Raw genomic sequence first — 19,140 nt, forward strand, 5'->3', positions numbered from 1 at the left:
ACCGAAGCATTCTAAGAAGCGTGATGCCTGACGAAAATCAACTTATCGGCAGGTTATAAGTGCATTAGACGCAACAATACAAAACCCTGTGGGAGCGGGCTTGCTCGCGAATGCGGTTCATCATTCAACATTGATACTGGCTGAGCCAACGCCTTCGCGAGCAAGCCCGCTCCCACAGGGGGGATTGCGCAGGACTTCAGTCCGGTTGTGCAGCCAACCATGTTTCATCGCAGCAGGCTTTCAGCGTTTCGCGCAGCCAGCGGTGGGCCGGATCCTTGTCGAAACGCGGATGCCAGGCCTGGGTCAGCATCAGGGTCGGCAAAGGAATCGGCAGGTCGAACGAGCGCAGTTTCAATCCCAGTCGACGCACGCTCAGCAGGGCTTCCTTGGGCACTGGCAGAATCAGGTCGGAATCGGGTAAGGCAAACATCGCCGCATGAAAGCTTGGCGCGATCACCGCCACCCGCCGCTCCAGACCCAGGGCATTGAGTGCGGTATCGATCGGCCCCCGGGCAATGCCGCGCCGGGACATGCTGATATGGGAATAACCCGCATACCGCTCCGCCGTGATCTCTTCGTCCAACAGCGGATGGTCCTCGCGTACGAGGCCGACGAAGTGGGTGGAAAACAGGTTCTGAACCTTCACTTCCGGGGTCAACGGCCGTGTGTTGCTGACGCTCAGATCGATCCGCCCTTCACGCAACGCCTCATCATCACCATCGCCTTCCGGGACGAAACGCAATTCGCAATGCGGTGCCTGCCGGTCGAGGGTGTCGAACAGCTTGCCGCCGTAGACGCCGACAAAGAAGTCGTTGGCCCGAATACTGAACCGCCGCCGCAGCGAACGCAGTTCCACCACATCGGCCGAACGAAACAGCAACCCGGCCTGCTCCACCACACTGCGCACCTGCTCGCGCAATTCCAGTGCCTTGGGGGTCGGCACCAGGCCACGGCCGGCGCGCACCAGGATCGGATCGCCAATGGCTTCGCGGATGCGCGTCAACGTCCGGCTCATGGCCGCCGGGCTCAGGTTCATCCGCCGCGCCGCGCCCACCACACTGCCCTCGTCGAGCAAGGCGTCGAGGGCGACCAGCAGGTTCATGTCCGGGAGTTGCATGCAGGGCACTCATGGCCGATCAGAATTGATCCAAGTGCAATGCTAGCAGAACAAAAGATCGCAGCCTTCGGCAGCGCCTGCAGAGGACTGCGATCTTTTGATTTCCAATCAGCGCTGCATCCCCCAGCGCTTCACCGTCACCCGCTCCAAGGAATCAAACACCAGATTCTCCACCAGCAACCCAATCAGAATCACCACCGCCAGGCCGGCAAACACCTTGTCGGTGTACAGCTCATTGCGATTCTGAAAGATGTACCAGCCCAACCCGCCCTTGCCGCTAGTCGCGCCAAACACCAACTCGGCAGCGATCAGCGTGCGCCAGGCAAACGCCCAGCCGATTTTCAACCCGGCGAGGATCGACGGCAGCGCCGCAGGGATCAGGATGAACAGCACAAAACGCATGCCCTTGAGGCCGTAGTTGCGCCCGGCCATGCGCAGGGTTTCCGAGACGCCGAGAAACCCGGCGTAGGTGTTCAGCGCCAAGGCCCAAAGCACCGAATGCACCAGCACGAAAATCAGGCTGTTCTGCCCCAGGCCGAACCACAACAGCGCCAGCGGCAATAGCGCGATAGCGGGTAACGGGTTGAACATCGAAGTCAGGGTACTGAGCAAGTCGCGACCGAATTGCGTCGACACCGCCAGCGTCGTCAGGGCGAATGCCAGGACGATGCCGATCAGGTAGCCCTTGAGCAGCACCACCAGGGAGATCCACACCTTGCCCAGCAATTCGCCGCTGAGCAGGCCGTCGTACAGCGCGTGAGCGGTTTGCACAAAACCCGGCAGCAGCAGATCGTTGTTCTGATAGCGCGCAACGGCTTCCCAGAGCACCGCGAGCAACACCAGGATCAGGCTTTTACGCAACCAGCCCTGTTGCCACAGGCGTTGCCCAAGGGGTAGTTCACGCTCCAGCGGCACGCTGGTCAGTGGTTGCAAAACCGTTTCGAACGCTTCACGCGGGGATGATAAATGGCTCATCGGGCCCTCCTCTCAACTGGCTCAATAAGCGATGCGGATGTCAGCGAAATCCAGCTCATGCCTGGCTTGCGGTGATTGACCTTCGTCGAACAACAGCCGGTGAATGCGGCGCGCCGATTCCTGAAACGCCACACCGCCGAGGCTGTGCAAATCGTATTGGTGGCTGTGCACTTCCGCCCGCACTCGCCCCGGATGCGGTGACAGCAACAGAATGCGGTTGCCCACCACCAGCGCCTCTTCGATGGAGTGCGTGACGAACAGCAGCGTGAAGCGCACCTCTTCCCAGAGCAGCAGCAGTTCCTCCTGCATCTTGCGTCGGGTCAGCGCATCGAGGGCGGCGAAGGGTTCGTCCATCAGGAGGATTTTCGGCTGCATCGCCAGCGCCCGAGCGATGGCGACCCGAGCCTTCATGCCACCGGACAAGGTGTGCGGATAGGCATCGGCAAACGCCGCCAGACCGACCTTGTCCAGGTAGTGCAACGCCCGCTCTTCAGCCTTTTTGCGCTTGAGGGTTTTCGAGGCCAGCAGCGGAAACATCACGTTCTGCTTGACGGTTTTCCACGGTGGCAGTTGATCGAACTCCTGGAACACCACGATCCGGTCCGGCCCCGGCGCATCGACGCGCCGGCCTTGCAGACGGATCTCGCCTTCCACTGGCTGGATGAAGCCGGCGGCGGCCTTGAGCAACGTCGACTTGCCACAACCGGACGGCCCGAGCAGGACAAAGCGGTCCGCCGGATCGATCTCGAAACTGACTTGATGGGTCGCCCGCACCACCCGCTGCGGCGTGCGGTACTCGAGGCTGACGTTATCGACCGACAGCAGCGCCTGGGCTGCCGCGATCGGATTGCTGACCGTGTGGCCTTGCAAAGGGGCGTTCATGGCGGTCAGCTCCCTTGCAGCGGCTTGGCGTCCTGGAAGAAGTAATCCTTCCACGAGTCCGGTTTGTTTTTGATCGCGCCGACCCGGTAGAGAAACTCGGCCAGTGGATACGTGTTTTTCGGTGTGACGCTGAATTCGAACTGCGGGTTGTCGATGATTTTCAGCAACGCGGCGCGGTCGATTTTCGCCTTGGTCACGCGGATGTAAGTGTCCGCTGCCGCGCCTTTGTCGTTCTGCGCAAACTGTGCGGCTTCGGTCAGCGCTTCGATGAAGGCTTTGTAGGTTTTCGGGTTTTCGTTGCGGAATTTCTCGGTGGCGAACAGCACCGTCGGCGAGTTCGGGCCGAGCAGGTCATAGGTATTGAGCACCACGTGCACATTGGGATTGGCCAGTTCCTGATCCTGGAACGGCGGGTTGGAGAAGTGCCCGCTCAGCTCCGTGCCGCCAGCCACCAGCGCCGCCGTGGCGTCGGGATGCGGAACGGCGATGGTGTACTTGTCGAGGCGGTTGAATTCCGTGTCGCCCCATTGTTTGGCGGCCGCGTATTGCAGGAAGCGCGACTGCACCGACACGCCCACCGCCGGCACCGCGATGCGGTCCTTCTCGGTGAAATCGGCAATGGTTTTGACCTTGGGGTTGTTGCTCACCAGGTAATACGGAAAGTTGCCGAGGGAAGCCACGGCCTTGACGTTCTGCTTGCCATGGGTGCGGTCCCAGATGGTCAACAGCGGGCCGACACCGGCACCGGCAATATCGATGGAGCCGGAAAGCAGCGCATCATTGACCGCCGCGCCACCGGAGAGCTGGGTCCAGTCGACCTTGATGTCGATACCTTCCTGCTTGCCGTATTTCTCGATCAGGTTTTGATCGCGCACCACATTGAGCAGCAGGTAAACGATGCCGAACTGTTCGGCGATACGGATTTCACCTTCGGCATGGGCCACGGTCGGCGCCACCAGGCTGCCGGCGATCAGGCTAAAACCCAGGCCGATGGCGGCGGCCAGGGGTGCAAAGGGCAGACGTTTGGACATGATCAATTCTCCGGCAATTCAGAAAGGCGTGTCGCCCTGGATGGTGGTGCGATACAGCTTGCGGCGCAGATGGCTGGGGCATCCGGCGGCGAGGTGAATCAGCGAACGGTTGTCCCAGAACACCAGGTCATGGGGCTGCCATTGATGGCGGTAGATGTTTTGCGGCAGCACGCTGTGGGCGTAGAGCTCGGCCAACAGTTGCTGGCTCTCGTCTTCCGGCAGGCCAACGATGCGGGTGGTGAACCCCTCGCTGACGAACAAGGCCTTGCGGCCGTTTTCCGGGTGTGTGCGCACGACCGGGTGGACGACCTCCGCGACCTGGGCCAGTTGCTCCGGGGTCAGGGTCGGGCGCCAGTTGCCTTCGAATTTAGTCTCGCTGTAACGCGCCGTGTAGGAGTGCGCCGCCGAGCGACCTTCCACCGCTTTGCGCAACGCGAGCGGCAGGTTGTCCCAGGCTTTGTGCATGTCGGCGAACAGTGTGTCGCCGCCCTCCGATGGCAGCTCCTGGGCATGCAGCATCGAGCCCAGGCTCGGCAGTTGTTTGTAGGAGAGATCGGAATGCCAGAACTTGCCGGCGTCGCCCAGGCCGATGTTCTGGCCGTTTTCGACGATGTTGGAAACGATGAGGATTTCCGGGTGGTTCGCCAACAGGAACTGCTTGAGCACGTGGATCTGCAACACGCCAAAACGACGGCTGAAATCGATGTGCTGTTCAGGGGTAATCCGCTGGTCGCGGAACACCACCACATGATGGTCCAGATGCGCGCGGTGAATGCGCGCGAAGTCCTGATCACTGATCGGGCGGGACAAATCGAGGCCGAGGATTTCGGCGCCCACCGCTCCGCTGAACGGACGGATTTCAAAGAATTGTGGCGCGATACTTGGCGAAGCTGAAGCTGCAGACATAAATCACTCCCACGCACGGCACGCTCAAGGGCGCGCGCGTCGATCAGAAACTCACGGAGGTCCCGTGTTGGTTCGTGTCGTGCGGCGCGCCGATTGGTCGGCAGGTACGCAGGGGATTGACTTTATAGATATAAGAATTGAAATTTAAATACCGTTAACGAATAACGATATGGCGATTGTTTAGGCCCGATGCCGGGTGGCTGGTGACATTTTTGTCACTCTTTGGCGGATTGGGGTTTTCGGATCGGAAGACGCATAGATTGAGCGGACGCCTTCGCGAGCAAGCCCGCTCCCACATTTGATCTTCAGCGACCACTTATTTTGTGCCTGGCAGAAATCCAGTGTGGGAGCGGGCTTGCTTGCGAAGAGGTCGTCAACCGCGCTGCAGGACTAGCGCTCGTGCAGCGCCTCGGCCCGAGCACGGATGATCGGCTTGAGCAGGTAGCTGAGGACGGTCTTTTTGCCGGTGATGATGTCCACGGAAGCCACCATCCCCGGAATGATCAACAAGGGTTTTTCGTCGGTGCCCAAGTGGCTGCGTTCAGTACGCAACTTGATCACGTAGTAGGTGGTTTTCTTGTCTTCGTCGGTGATGGTATCGGCGCCGATCTGCTCCAGCCTGGCCTTCAACCCGCCGTAGATGGTGTAGTCATAAGCGGTAAATTTCACCGTCGCTTCCTGCCCCGGATGCAAGAACGCGATGTCCTGCGGGCGGATCTTCGCCTCGACCAGCAAGGTGTCGTCCAGCGGCACGATTTCCACCAGGTCGCTGCCCGGCTGGATAACCCCGCCGATGGTGTTGACCAGCAACTTGTTGACGATACCCCGTACCGGCGAAGTGACCAGCGTACGGCTGACCCGGTCTTCCAGGGCCTTGCCGGTGGCTTGGGCCTTGTTCAGATCGGTACGTGCTTCATTAAGTTGGGTCAGGGCTTCGCTACGGAACTTGCCACGGGTTTCGTCGATCTTGCGTTGCACTTCCTTGATCGCCGATTCGGCTCGCGGGATCGCCAGTGTGGTGGCGTCGAGCTGGCCACGGGTCTCCGCTTCGGCACGCCTGAGGCGCAGGACTTCCACCGGCGATACCGCGCCCTGGGCCACCAACGGCTCGGACATGTTGATTTCCTGACGCTGGAAGCCCAATTGCTGGCGATACTGCGCCTGCTTGGAAGTGAATTCGCGCAGCTCTTGCTGGCGCTGGATCAACTGTTCCTGCAAGCCGCCAATCTCGTCGTGCAACTGCTGGCGACGGCTGATATAGAGCGACTCTTCACTCTTGGCCTGACCCGGCACGGCTTTGAGCACATCTTCGGGGAAGTTCAGCGGACGATCTTCGACCTCGGCGCTCAGGCGTTCGACCCGCAGCAGCATCGACAACCGATCGGCCTCGGTTTCACCGACGTTCGAGGCAAATCGCGTGTCGTCCAGGCGAAGCAGCGATGCGCCGGCCTCGACAATCTGGCCTTCCTTGACGAACAGCTCGGAAACGATACCGCCCTCAAGGTTCTGGATTTTCTGAATCTTCGACGATGGAATCGCCTTGCCATCGCCCTTGGTCACTTCGTCGATGACCGCGAAGTTGGCCCAGAGCATCAGGAACACGAAGAAAGCGATGATCGCCCAGATCGTCAGCCGCACCACACGCGGCGCATCCTCGATCAGCGCCTTGTTGACCTCCGGCAGCGGCTGGCCCTGCAGCGATGCAGTGCCTTTGAAATAGCGACGTATCGAATCCTTACCCGACTTAAGCAACACTGATCTGCCCCTTCTTCAACGCTTCCATCACCGCGGCTTTCGGGCCGTCGGCGAGAATCTGCCCGCGGTCGATCACGATCAGCCGATCCACCAGCGACAACAGCGATGCCCGGTGCGTCACCAGCACCATGGTCTTGTTTTCGATCACCGCCGCCAGGCGTTGTTTGAGGCGTTCTTCACCGGTGTTGTCCATGGCGCTGGTCGGTTCGTCGAGCAGCAGGATCGGCGGGTTGAGCAACAATGCACGGGCCAGGGCGACGTTCTGCCGTTGACCGCCAGAGAGGTTCTGCCCGCGCTCGCCGACTTGCAGCTCATAACCCTGTGGATGCAACCGCGCATACTCGTGAACACCGGCCAGCTCTGCCGCTTGCAGTACCAGCTCATCCTCGACATACCGCGCACCGGAAACCAGGTTGTCGCGCAAGGTGCCGGCGAGCAGCTGAATGTCCTGGGGCACGTAGCCGATGTTGTAGCGCAGCTCGCTGACGTCGATCTGGCGGATATCCACACCATCGACCAACAACGCGCCGTCATCCGGCTGATACAGCCCCACCAGCAGTTTCGCCAGCGAACTCTTGCCCGAGCCGCTTCGGCCGATGATGCCGACTTTCTCGCCGGGACGAATCGACAGGTTGATGGTCTTCAGCGCCAGGTTCTGCTGTTGCGGGTAGGTGAAGCTGAGCTGGCGGCACTCAATGGCGCCTTGCAGCACCTTGCGGCTGAGCGGACGCTCTTCGAAATTGCGTTCCTGGGGCAGCTCCATCATTTGGTCGACCGAGGTCATGGTCACCCGCGCCTGCTGATAGCGGGTCAGCAACCCGGACAACGACGCCAGCGGGCTGAGCGCACGACCACTGAGCATATAGCAGGCAATCAGGCCGCCCATGCTCAGGTGACCGTCGATGATCTGGTACACGCCGAAGACGATCATGATCACCCCGGCCAGTTGCTGGATCAGCAAGGTGATGTTCATCGCCAGGCCGGACAGCATCTTCACCCGCAATTCAAGGCGACTGAGGGTGCCGATGGTCTGTTCCCACTGATACTGGCGTTCGCTTTCGGCGTTGTTGACCTTCACCGCATCCAGGCCGGCCAGGGTTTCGATCAGGCTCGATTGGCGCTCGGCTCCCAGTGCCATGGTCCGCTCCATGGTCGCCACCAGGGGTTTCTGCAACGCATAGCCGATGGCCAGGGCAATCGGGAAGGCCAGCACCGGTATCCACACCAGGTGCCCGCCGAGGATCGCGATGACGATGAAAATCAAAATGGTGAACGGCAGGTCGATCAGGCTGGTGAGGGTCAGCGAGGCGAGAAAGTCGCGCAGGCTCTGGAACTCATGAATGTTCTGGGCAAAGCTGCCGACCCGTGCCGGCCGGTATTTCATGGCCATGCCGACGATACGCTCGAACAGCGTGGCCGAGATAATCAGGTCGGTTTTCTTGCCGGCCAGATCCAGACACAGGCTACGCAGGCTTTTCAGGATCAGGTCGAAGAGGTAGGCGCCAGTGATGCCGAGTGCCAGCACCCATAGCGTCGCTTCGGCCTGGTTCGGTACGACGCGGTCGTAGACGTTCATCACGAACAACGGCGCGGCCATGGCAATGATGTTGATCAGAAAACTGGCAGCGATGGCGTCGATGTACAACCAGCGCGAACGCTTGAGGGTGTCGCGGAACCACGAGCGCGCACGCGGGATCAGCGTGCCGTGATTGACGTCGAATTTATGCTGGGGCTGGGCGAAAAAGACTTTGCCGGTGTAGTCGTCGGCCAACAGCTCACGGCTGACCAGAGACTCGCCGCCATCGCTCTCGCTGAGCAGAACCCGTGCCTGAGCTTCGCCTTGCCAGCCGAGCAGGACGGTACTGCGACCGTCCTTGAGCAACAACAATGCCGGCATGGCAATCGCCGGAATATCCTCCAGCTTGCGTTGCAGCACCCGACCTTGCAGCCCCGCGCGCGCTGCCGCGCGAGGCAGCAAATCGACACTCAAGCGCTGCTCGGGCAATGGCAGGCCGGTGGTCAGCATTGCCGCGCTGGCAGGCTTCTGGTGCAGCATGCAAAGAGCGAGCAGGCCATCCAGTAACGGATCGTCATGCAACGCGCGCGGATCATGAATGAGTTGAACCCGACTGACTTCTGATTCCACGCTCGGCACTCTTGGCTAACAATTGAATAATGAAGGTCTTGCTCAATTCATACCGGGCAATTGGACCTTGGGCTTCACATCGTTTTGCACAACGGATGCCAATGGTGCGACCACTCCCTGGCTCTTGAGCAATTCGCCCATGGTCGCCTTGAGACGGTACTGAGTAAATAACTGAATATTCTTGATCTCCGCCAGGCGGCGAGAGGAGGTGAACAGTTCGTTCTCACTGTCGAGCAAATCGAGCAGGGTGCGCTCGCCGAGGCTGAACTGGCGCTGGTAAGCGGTACGCACGGCGGTGCTGTGATCGACGTATTGCTGGGCGATCGGCACCTGCGCGTTGGCGTTGTTCAGGGCGTTCCAGGCCAGGCCCAGCTCTTCATTCAATTGGCGCAGGGCATTGTTGCGGATGTCCAGCGCCTGGTTCGACAGGTAGGACTTGGATTCCAGATCGGCCTTGTTGCTGCCGCCGGAATACAAATTGAAGCGCATGCGCAGCATGGCTTGCCATCCGTTATCGTGGCCGTTCTGACCATCAATGTCGTTGTCCGCGGTGCGGCCCAATTCAGCATCGAAGCGTGGGTAGAAGGTCGACTTGGCCGTGTCGTACTGCTTCTCGGCCGCGGCGACATCGGATTCGGCCGAACGCAGGATCGGACTGTTTTCCAGCATCTGCGCACGGGCTTCATTCAGGTTGGCCGGCATCAGCGCCATGAAGTTCGCCGGGCGCTCCAGTTGATCGGGCATTTGACCAACAGCAGAGAGGTAGTTGGTTTCGGCGTCAGCCAGATTGGTCTGTTCGGTGATCAGGTTATTGCGCGCCTGGGCCATCCGCGCCTCGGCCTGGTCGAGGTCAGCCCCACTGCCGACGCCACGCTGGGTGCGCAGCTGGATCTGGTCGTAGATGCGTTGGTGGCTCTTGAGGTTGTCCTCGGCCAGACGCACGAATTCGCGGCGGGTCAGCACGTCGAGATAAACCTGGGCCACGGTCAGCCCGGTACGCTCGGAAGTACTCAGCAGCGAGTAAGCGCGTGAGTTGACGACGGCTTGTTGACGCCCCACTTCGCTGGACGTCGCAAAACCGTCAAAGACCATTTGGGTCAGTCGCAGACTCGATTCACTGCGATTCAGGGTTTCCCAGTGATTGTTGCTGCCGTCCGTGCGCGTAGTCACGCTATCGGTGCCTTCACGACCGTAACCTCCCAGCAGGTCGACCCGTGGCAGGTATCCACCTTTCGCTGCCTTCAATTGATAATCCGCAGCCAATCTGCTGTTGACGCCTGCCTGGACCTCCGGATGGACGTCCAGCGCTTGTTGCATGGCTTCTGGCAAGGATTGCGCCTGGGCGAAAGACGCGGCGAGAGCGAAAGGTAGAGCCATGAACAGAGGCGAACGCATTGTAGGAATTTCCCAGAACTTCTTGTCTTGAATCACAGCAAAAGAACGTGCTGCGTCGGAAGATGGCAAGCGGAATGACCGTATGTCGGAAAGCTCAAAAAGCGGAACTGGATCACATACCGAGGACAGGTCACCACTGAAATATCAATGTGACATTACTGGGACGATTGTTTAGGATGGCTCCGAGAAGGTCAATAGTTTGGCATAAAGTTAATAACTAAAAATTCTAGCCAAATTATTGACGAATTTATGCGTCAAACTTGTGCGCTCATTTTGCAATGTACGTCCAGACTGGTCGGCGCAGGCGCCATCAGCTCTATGGAAGTCAACTGAACGTGACACCCCGGAGAGTCTTCAATGAGCAGTGTTGTTGCCATCGTCAAAAGCATTGTCGGTCAGGTTTTCGTGGTGTCCCCAGAGGGCGTCCGCCGTGTTCTCGTTGAAGGCGACAAGCTGTTCGCCGGTGACCGGATCGATACTGGCCTTTCCGGTGCCGTGTCCCTGGAACTGGCCGATGGCCGCACACTCGATCTGGGCCGTGACACCCAGTGGAGCGCTGACGCCCCTGACTCCGGCACTGATCTGGCAGCCGCCACTGCGCAAGCCGCGCCGTCCGTTGAAGAACTGCAGCAAGCCATTGCCGCCGGTGCCGACCCGACCAAAGACCTTGAAGCCACCGCCGCCGGCCCGACGGCCGCAGGTTCTGGCAGTGCCGTCGGTGGCGGTCACAGCTTCGTGATGCTCGACGCCACTGCTGGCCGCGTCGACCCGACCATCGGCTTCCCGACCGCGGGTATCAACTCTGCTGCGCAAACCACTCAGGACACCACCGGCGGCCAGACCACCAGCACCACCGCCAACGCCCTGCGCGAGTCGACCCTGAGCCTCAGCGCCACGCCAACCATCACTGAAGCCGGTGGCGTGCTGGTGTACACCGCGACCCTGACCCAGGCACCGCTGAGTGACCTGACCATTACCTTGTCCAACGGCGCGGTGATCGTGATTCCCGCGGGCGCAACCACCGGCACCGTCAACGTGCCATTGGCTCCGAACGACACTGTTTATAACGACGCGACCCAGATCGACGTAACTGTCACCGGCACCAACGGCGGTAGCGGCATCACTGTGACGCCGCCGACCACCCCGGCCGCGACCTTGGTCACCGACACCGTCGACACCACCACGGTCACCCTGACGGCTGGCAACACCGTCACCGAAGGTGGCCAGATCACCTACACCGCAACGCTGACCAATCCGGCACAGACGCCGGTGACCGTCACCCTGTCCAACGGCGCGGTCATTACCATCGAAGCGGGCAAAACCACCGGCACTGTCGTAGTCGATACCCCGGCCAATGATGTTTACGTCAACGGCAGCACCGTCAGTACCACCATCACCGGTACCACCGGCGGCAACTTTGAAAACCTGGTGTCGAGTAAAGAGCCAGCGCTGACGTCCATCACTGACTCGATCGACAACACCACTGTCACCCTGTCCGCGACTCCAACCGTGTCGGAAACCGGCGCAATTACTTATACCGCCAGCATCATCGACGCCCAAGGCAACCCGGTAAAAGTGACAGGCTCAGACGTTATCGTTACGTTGGCCAATGGCGAAACGATCACCATCCCTGTCGGCCAGTCCGGTGCCAGCATCAACGTCAACGCGCCGAACGATGTGTACACTGGCGCGGCACCGATCAAGACCGAAATTACCACCACAAGCGGTGGCAACTTCGAAAACCTTGGCGCCGACAAAACGCCGGTCGAGACGACTGGCACCGACAGAATTGACGACACCGCCGTCACCCTCACCGCATCGCCAAGCACCGTTGAAGGAGGGCCGATCACCTACACCGCTACCATCACTGACGCACAGGGCAACCTGGTGAAAGTGACTGGTTCTGACGTGGTCGTAACCTTGGCCAATGGCGAAACGATCACCATCCCTGTTGGTCAGTCCGGCGCCAGTATCAACGTCAACGCGCCGAACGATGCGTACAACGGCGCTGAGCCGATCAAAACCTCGATCACTGGCACCACCGGCGGCGACTTCGAAAATCTGGGTTCAAACAAGACGCCGGTTGAAACAACGGTTACCGATAAAGTCGACACCACCACGGTGACGCTGAGCGCAACGCCGAGCGTGGACGAGAACGGCACCATCACCTACACCGCCACCCTGACCGATGCCCAGGGCCAGCCGGTCACCGCGCAAAACGGTCCGGTCACCGTGACCCTCGACAGCGGCAAGGTGATCACCATCGCTGAAGGTCAGAGCGCCGGCAGCTTGCCAGTGACCGTCGGCAATGATGTCTACAAAGGCCCGACCACGGTCACCGAGTCCATCAAGGACGCAGCCGGCGGCAACCTCGAAGCGATCAACCCGGTGAAGACGCCGGTTACCACCACGGTCACCGACGTCAACGACACCACCACCGTGACCCTGAGCGCCACCCCAAGCGTGGACGAGAACGGCACCATCACCTACACCGCCACCCTGACCGATGCCCAGGGCCAACCGGTCACCGCGCACAACACGCCGATCACCGTGACCCTCGACAGCGGCAAGGTGATCACCATCGCCGTCGGCCAAAGCTCTGGCTCCCTACCGGTGACGGTCGGCAACGACGCCTACAAAGGCCCGACCACGGTCAGCGAGTCCATCAAGGACGCGACTGGTGGCAACCTTGAAGCGATCAATCCGCTGAAGACCCCGGTGACCACCACGGTCAATGACGTCAACGACACCACCACGGTGACCCTGAGCGCGACGCCGAGCGTGGACGAAAACGGCACCATCACCTACACCGCCACCTTGACCGACGCCCAGGGCCAGCCGGTCACCGCGCACAACACGCCGGTCACCGTGACCCTCGACAGCGGCAAGGTCATTACCATTGCCGTCGGCCAAAGTTCTGGCTCCCTGCCAGTAACCGTCGGCAATGACGTTTACAAAGGCCCGACCACCGTCACCGAGTCGATTAAATCGGCCGACGGCGGCAACCTCGAAGCGATCAACCCGGTGAAGACCCCGGTCACCACCACCGTCACCGATGTCAACGACACCACCACCGTGACCCTGAGCGCCACCCCGAACGTGGACGAGAACGGCACCATCACCTACACCGCCACCTTGACCGATGCCCAGGGCCAACCGGTCACCGCGCAGAACGGTCCGGTGACCGTGACCCTCGACAGCGGCAAGGTGATCACCATCGCCGAAGGTCAGAGTTCCGGCTCCTTGCCAGTGACCGTCGGCAACGACGTCTACAAAGGCCCAACCACCGTCAGCGAGTCCATCAAGGACGCAGTCGGCGGCAATCTCGAAGCGATCAATCCGGTGAAAACGCCGGTGACCACCACGGTCACCGACGTCACCGACACCACCACGGTGACGCTGAGCGCGACGCCGAGCGTGGACGAAAACGGCACCATCACCTACACCGCCACCTTGACCGATGCCCAGGGTCAACCGGTCACCGCGCAGAACGGTCCGGTCATCGTGACCCTCGACAGCGGCAAAGTGATCACCATCGCCGTTGGCCAGAGTTCCGGTTCCCTGCCGATCACCGTCGGCAACGACGCCTACAAAGGCCCGACCACCGTCACCGAGTCGATTAAATCGGCCGACGGCGGCAACCTCGAAGCGATCAATCCGGTGAAGACCCCGGTGACCACCACGGTCAATGATGTCAACGACACCACCACGGTGACGCTGAGCGCCACGCCGAGCGTGGACGAGAACGGCACCATCACCTACACCGCCACCCTGACCGACGCTCAGGGCCAACCGGTCACCGCGCAGAACGGTCCGGTCACCGTCACCCTCGACAGCGGCAAGGTGATCACCATCGCCGTTGGCCAGAGTTCCGGCTCCCTGCCAGTAACCGTCGGCAACGACGTCTACAAAGGCCCGACCACCGTCACCGAGTCCATCAAGGACGCAGTCGGTGGCAACCTCGAAGCAATCAACCCGGTGAAAACGCCGGTCACCACCACGGTCACCGACGTCAACGACACCACCACCGTGACCCTGAGCGCCACGCCGAGCGTGGACGAAAACGGCACCATTACCTACACCGCCACCCTGACCGACAAGAACGGCGCGCTGGTCACCGCGCACAACGGTCCGGTGACCGTGACCCTCGACAGCGGCAAGGTCATCACCATTGCCGTTGGCCAAAGCGCTGGCTCCCTGCCGGTGACCGTCGGCAACGACGTCTACAAAGGCCCGACCACCGTCAGCGAGTCCATCAAGGACGCAGTCGGCGGCAATCTCGAAGCGATCAATCCGGTGAAGACCCCGGTGACCATCACGGTCACTGACGTCAACGACACCACCACGGTGACGCTGAGCGCGACGCCAAGCGTGGACGAGAACGGCACCATCACCTACACCGCCACCCTGACCGACGCTCAGGGCCAACCGGTCACCGCGCAAAACGGTCCGGTGACCGTCACCCTGGACAGCGGCAAGGTGATCACCATCGCCGTCGGCCAAAGCTCTGGCTCCCTGCCAGTGACCGTCGGCAACGACGTCTACAAAGGGCCAACCACTGTCACCGAGTCCATCAAGGACGCCACTGGTGGCAACCTCGAAGCGATCAACCCGGTGAAAACGCCGGTCACCACCACGGTCACAGACGTCAACGACGCCACCACCGTGACCCTGACTGCAACCCCATCGGTAAGCGAGAACGGCACGATCACGTATACCGCGACCATCACCGACAAGAATGGCGCCCCTGTCACTGCACATGACACCCCGGTCACCGTCACGCTGGACAGCGGCAACGTGATCACCATCGCCGTCGGCCAGAGCTCCGGCTCCCTGCCAGTGACGGTCGGCAACGACGTCTACAACGGCGCTCCAACCGTTACCGAATCAATCAAGACTGCCAGCGGCGGCAACCTTGAAGCCCTCGGCACGGACAAGACGCCAGTGTCGACCAGCGTCAGCGACTTCAACGACACCACCACTGTCAGCATCAGCGGCAGCGCCTCGGTAACCGAAGGGCAGACTGCCTCTTATACCGTCAGCCTGACTCATCCGGCCCAGACCGAAGTGACGTTGAAAATCGTCTACAGCGGTACCGCTGCCGACGGTTCTGACTTCAGCGGTGTGTACACCGTGAAGATCCCGGCGGGTGCCAGCAGCGCCAACTTCAACCTCGCGACCATCGATGACAAGATCACCGAAGGCACCGAAAACTTCGTGGTCAAGATCGACTCGGCCACCGGTGGCAATTTCGAGAACCTGGCTGTCAGCCCGTCCAACGGCAGCGTCAGCACTTCGATCATCGACAACGATGCACCGCCAGTGCTGGACCTCGACGCCAATAACTCCAGTGGCGCCACCGGGGCCGATTACAAGGTGACGTTCAGCGAAAACACGGCCGGTCCAGGCGTGTCGATCGGCGATACCGATCTGAGCCTCACCGACCCGGACAGCACCCTGCTGAACGGCGCAACGATCGTGCTGACCAACCGTCAGGACGGCGATGCGCTGAACCTTGGCAACAGCGTCAACGGCATCACCATCAATGCCAACAGCACTAATGGCACCGTCACCCTGACCCTGTCGGGCAACGCGACGCTGGCCGACTACATGCAGCAGATCAAGAACATCACCTTCACCAACAACAGTGAAGATCCGAGTACCGTGCCGCGCATCATCACCGTGACGGTGACCGATGGCAGCAACTACTCCAACACCGCGACCACCACGGTCAACGTGGTGGCGGTCAATGACGCGCCGGTCGCCGCACCGGTCAACGTCACCGGCACCGAAGACACGCCGCTGATCCTCGGCTGGTCGACTTTCGGTGTCAGCGACGTCGACAGCCCGGCCGCCGGCCTGGGCGTAAAAATCACCCAGTTGCCGGGCGAGGGCAAACTGCAGTACCTGGACGGCTCGACCTGGAAAGATGTCGCCACCAACCAGACGTTCAGCAAGGCTGATATCGACGCCGGCAAACTGCGCTTCACGCCGGATGCCAACGAGTCGGGCGTGGACGGATATGGCGGTACCGGCCTGGGCAACAACCAGGCTGACTACGCACAGATCAAGTTCCAGCCAGCTGACGGCCAGGTGCCGGGCAACACCGGCACGATCAAGATCGACATCACCCCGGTGGCGGATGCGCCGACCCTGAGCGTTGCCGACAACAGCGTGAAGTCCACCGGGTTGATCAAGGAAGTCTGGACCGGTCTTTCGGGTCTGGGTACCAGCGGCAGCGGCGCGGACTCGACCACGCTGAAAAACGTGATCGACGCCGCTGGCACAGCGAATTCCAAAGGCACCGTGACCAACGTGCAGTCCGACGGTAGCGTGACCGCCGGCACGGCGTCGAAAACCTCCGGCCTGATCTACCTCGAAGCCGGCAAGACCTACACCTTCAGCGGTACCGGCGATGACAGCCTGTTGGTGACCATCGGCGGCAAGAACGTAGCCGCAATCACGTGGGGCGCGGGCGGCAACCTCAATGGTTCGTTCACCCCGACGACCAGCGGCTACTACACCCTGGACATCTACCACCACAACCAGAGCGGCCCGGGCAGCTATGACGTCAACCTGTCGGTCAATGGCAGTACGCCGATCGACCTGAGCAGTGCCGGCGTACCGATTTACACCGGTGTGTCGGATCTGGTGAATGCCGGTGTGACCGTGGCCGACTTGCACGGCACCAATGGCGAAGGCTACTACGACGGTTACAAACTCAATACCGGCGCCGAAGGCACCAGTGTGAAATTGTCCGCCATCACCACCGCGTTGACCGACACCGACGGCTCGGAAACCCTGAGCCTGAAGATCAGCGGCATGCCGGTCGGCTCGGTGCTCACTGACGGCGCAGGACATACCTTCACGGTCACCGCGACCAATGGCGAGGCCAACGTGACGGGCTGGAGCCTCGGCTCTCTGACCGTCACTCCACCCGCGTACTTCAACGGCCAGTTCAACCTGACCGTGACCTCGACCTCCACCGAGGCCCTGGGTGGTTCGGCCAGCAGCACTTCGCAGATTCCTGTGACCGTGTACCCGACGGTCTATAACGCCGTCACCGCCACCGCGGCCGATGACACTATCACCGGCACCGACGGCAATGACATCATGGTCGCCGACATCGGCGGCCTGACCGTAGTGCCAGGCACCAACTACAACATCGCGTTCATGGTCGACAGCTCCGGCAGCATGAGCTCCTCGTCGATCAACTCGGCCAAGGACTCGCTGACGTCGGTGTTCAATACCCTCAAGCAAAGCCTGGGCAGCAACTCGGGTACGGTGAACATCTTCCTGGTGGACTTCGACACCCAGGTCAACGAGTCGGTGTCGGTGAACCTCAATGACCCGAATGCGCTGACACAGTTGAAGTCGATTCTGGACTCGATGTCGTCCGGCGGCGGCACCAACTACGAGGACGTGTTCAAAACCACGGCCAACTGGTTCCAGAGTGCGGACGCCGTGGCCAACACCGGGGCAAAGAACCTCACGTATTTCATTACCGACGGCAAACCGACTTACTACCAGAGCGGCGAGTCGACCAACCCGACCCTGTATGGCAGCACAACACTCGATAGCCTGATCACCACCAGCAACTATCAGTTGGGTAAAGCGATCAGCCTGTTCCCCGACAGCACGCACCAGATTGACATTACCGCCTCGGGCTACGTGACGGTCTGGACCAAGAGCAGCAACGGCAACGGCAACAGCAACAGCAACAGCAACAGCAACAGCAACAGCAACGGCAACGGCAACGGCAACGGCAACGACAACGGCAACAGCAACGGCAACGGCAACGGCAACGGCAACGGCAACGGCAACGGCAACGGCAACGGCAATGGCCATGGCAACGGTAATAACTGGTCATCCAAGGACTTCGGCTATCTGCATGCCCAGGGCGACGGCACCTACGAGTTTTCGGGTCGTGACGGCGACGGCAGCAGCACCGACGGGGACACCACCAGCAACTCCGGCAGCAGCTTTACATTGCTGAGCAACCTGTCGAGTGTCGAGGCCATTGGCCTGAACAAGGATGTGACGCTCAACGACCTGAAGCCGTACGATTCGGATCAAACGCCACAAACCAACATCGACCCGAAGGATCTGGCCAACTCGATCATCGGCCACACCGAGGCGACGATGCCGGGCAACGACACCGTCAGCGGTGGCGACGGCAACGACATCCTGTTCGGCGACCTGGTGAGTTTCAACGGCATTGCCGGCGAGGGTTACCAGGCGATCCAGGCCTTCGTGGCGCAGCAAACCGGCGTGGACGTCAGCAAAATCACCACCAGCAATGTGCACCAGTACATCACCGAGCACTACACCGCGTTCGATGTGTCGGGTGCCCATGACGGCAATGACACCCTGCTGGGTGACGCGGGCAATGACATCCTGTTCGGCTCGGGCGGCAACGACAACCTCGATGGCGGCACCGGCAACGACACGCTGATGGGCGGACAGGGCAACGACATCCTGATCGGTGGTTCCGGTGGTGATACCTTCGTCTGGAAAGCGGGCGACACCGGCAACGACGTGATCAAGGACTTCAAGGCCAGCGAAGGTGACCGGATCGACCTGCGCGATCTGTTGCAGGGCGAAACCGGCAGCACCATCGACAACTTCCTGAAGATCACCACGGTCGATGGTGTGTCGTCGTTGCAAGTCAGCTCGACCGGCCAGTTCAACTCGGGCAACACCGCAGCCGCCACACCGGACGCGACGATCAAACTGGAAGGCAACAACTGGTCAAGCGCCAACCTGCACAACCTGATTGCCGGTAGCGACCCAACCATCAAGGTCGATCACAACAACAGCTGATGCAGGAAAACGGCCGCCCCTCATGGGGCAGCCGTCACGTTTGCGTCCACTGCCCGGTGACGATTTCGTCGCCGCGCCACATACTGGCATGCAGTTGACCTATGCTGCTG

Annotated in this window: 9 protein-coding genes; 1 reads left to right on the forward strand and 8 read right to left on the reverse strand. The window is 60.8% G+C overall.

All coding sequences use genetic code 11. From position 1 onward, the window contains the following. Window positions 1-196: 196 nt before the first annotated feature. From ABIA48_RS14160 to ABIA48_RS14195, 8 genes are all read right to left on the reverse strand, one after another. Window positions 197-1,117: a LysR family transcriptional regulator gene (locus ABIA48_RS14160; RefSeq protein ID WP_429489417.1), complete on the reverse strand. Its 921-nt coding sequence runs from the start codon at window positions 1,115-1,117 to the stop codon at window positions 197-199. A gap of 108 nt (window positions 1,118-1,225) precedes the next feature. Further along, complete coding sequence (locus ABIA48_RS14165) at window positions 1,226-2,092, reverse strand: ABC transporter permease (protein ID WP_429489419.1); 867 nt, start codon at window positions 2,090-2,092, stop codon at window positions 1,226-1,228. Window positions 2,093-2,113: 21 nt separating this feature from the next. Continuing rightward, on the reverse strand, window positions 2,114-2,974 hold the full coding sequence (locus ABIA48_RS14170; RefSeq protein ID WP_429489421.1) for an ABC transporter ATP-binding protein: 861 nt from the start codon (window positions 2,972-2,974) through the stop codon (window positions 2,114-2,116). Window positions 2,975-2,979: 5 nt separating this feature from the next. Beyond that, window positions 2,980-4,005: an ABC transporter substrate-binding protein gene (locus ABIA48_RS14175; RefSeq protein ID WP_429489423.1), complete on the reverse strand. Its 1,026-nt coding sequence runs from the start codon at window positions 4,003-4,005 to the stop codon at window positions 2,980-2,982. Between the two features lie 18 nt (window positions 4,006-4,023). After that, window positions 4,024-4,911 carry a TauD/TfdA dioxygenase family protein gene (locus tag ABIA48_RS14180; protein ID WP_310061083.1) on the reverse strand — a complete coding sequence of 296 codons (888 nt, stop codon included), beginning with the start codon at window positions 4,909-4,911 and terminating at the stop codon, window positions 4,024-4,026. Window positions 4,912-5,301: 390 nt separating this feature from the next. Beyond that, window positions 5,302-6,666 carry an HlyD family type I secretion periplasmic adaptor subunit gene (locus ABIA48_RS14185; protein WP_429489425.1) on the reverse strand — a complete coding sequence of 455 codons (1,365 nt, stop codon included), beginning with the start codon at window positions 6,664-6,666 and terminating at the stop codon, window positions 5,302-5,304. Further along, window positions 6,656-8,812, reverse strand: a complete 2,157-nt coding sequence (locus tag ABIA48_RS14190) for a type I secretion system permease/ATPase (protein ID WP_429489427.1) — start codon at window positions 8,810-8,812, stop codon at window positions 6,656-6,658. Before ABIA48_RS14190 ends, ABIA48_RS14185 begins: the two co-directional genes overlap by 11 nt. A gap of 42 nt (window positions 8,813-8,854) precedes the next feature. Next, on the reverse strand, window positions 8,855-10,207 hold the full coding sequence (locus ABIA48_RS14195; RefSeq protein WP_429489429.1) for a TolC family outer membrane protein: 1,353 nt from the start codon (window positions 10,205-10,207) through the stop codon (window positions 8,855-8,857). Window positions 10,208-10,564: 357 nt separating this feature from the next. Here ABIA48_RS14195 and ABIA48_RS14200 point away from each other — a divergent pair, with 357 nt between their 5' ends. Further along, window positions 10,565-19,030: a retention module-containing protein gene (locus ABIA48_RS14200; protein WP_429489431.1), complete on the forward strand. Its 8,466-nt coding sequence runs from the start codon at window positions 10,565-10,567 to the stop codon at window positions 19,028-19,030. Window positions 19,031-19,140 lie beyond the last annotated feature (110 nt).

The sequence above is a fragment of the Pseudomonas sp. S30_BP2TU TE3576 genome, from assembly GCF_050436025.1.
Classification (GTDB): domain Bacteria; phylum Pseudomonadota; class Gammaproteobacteria; order Pseudomonadales; family Pseudomonadaceae; genus Aquipseudomonas.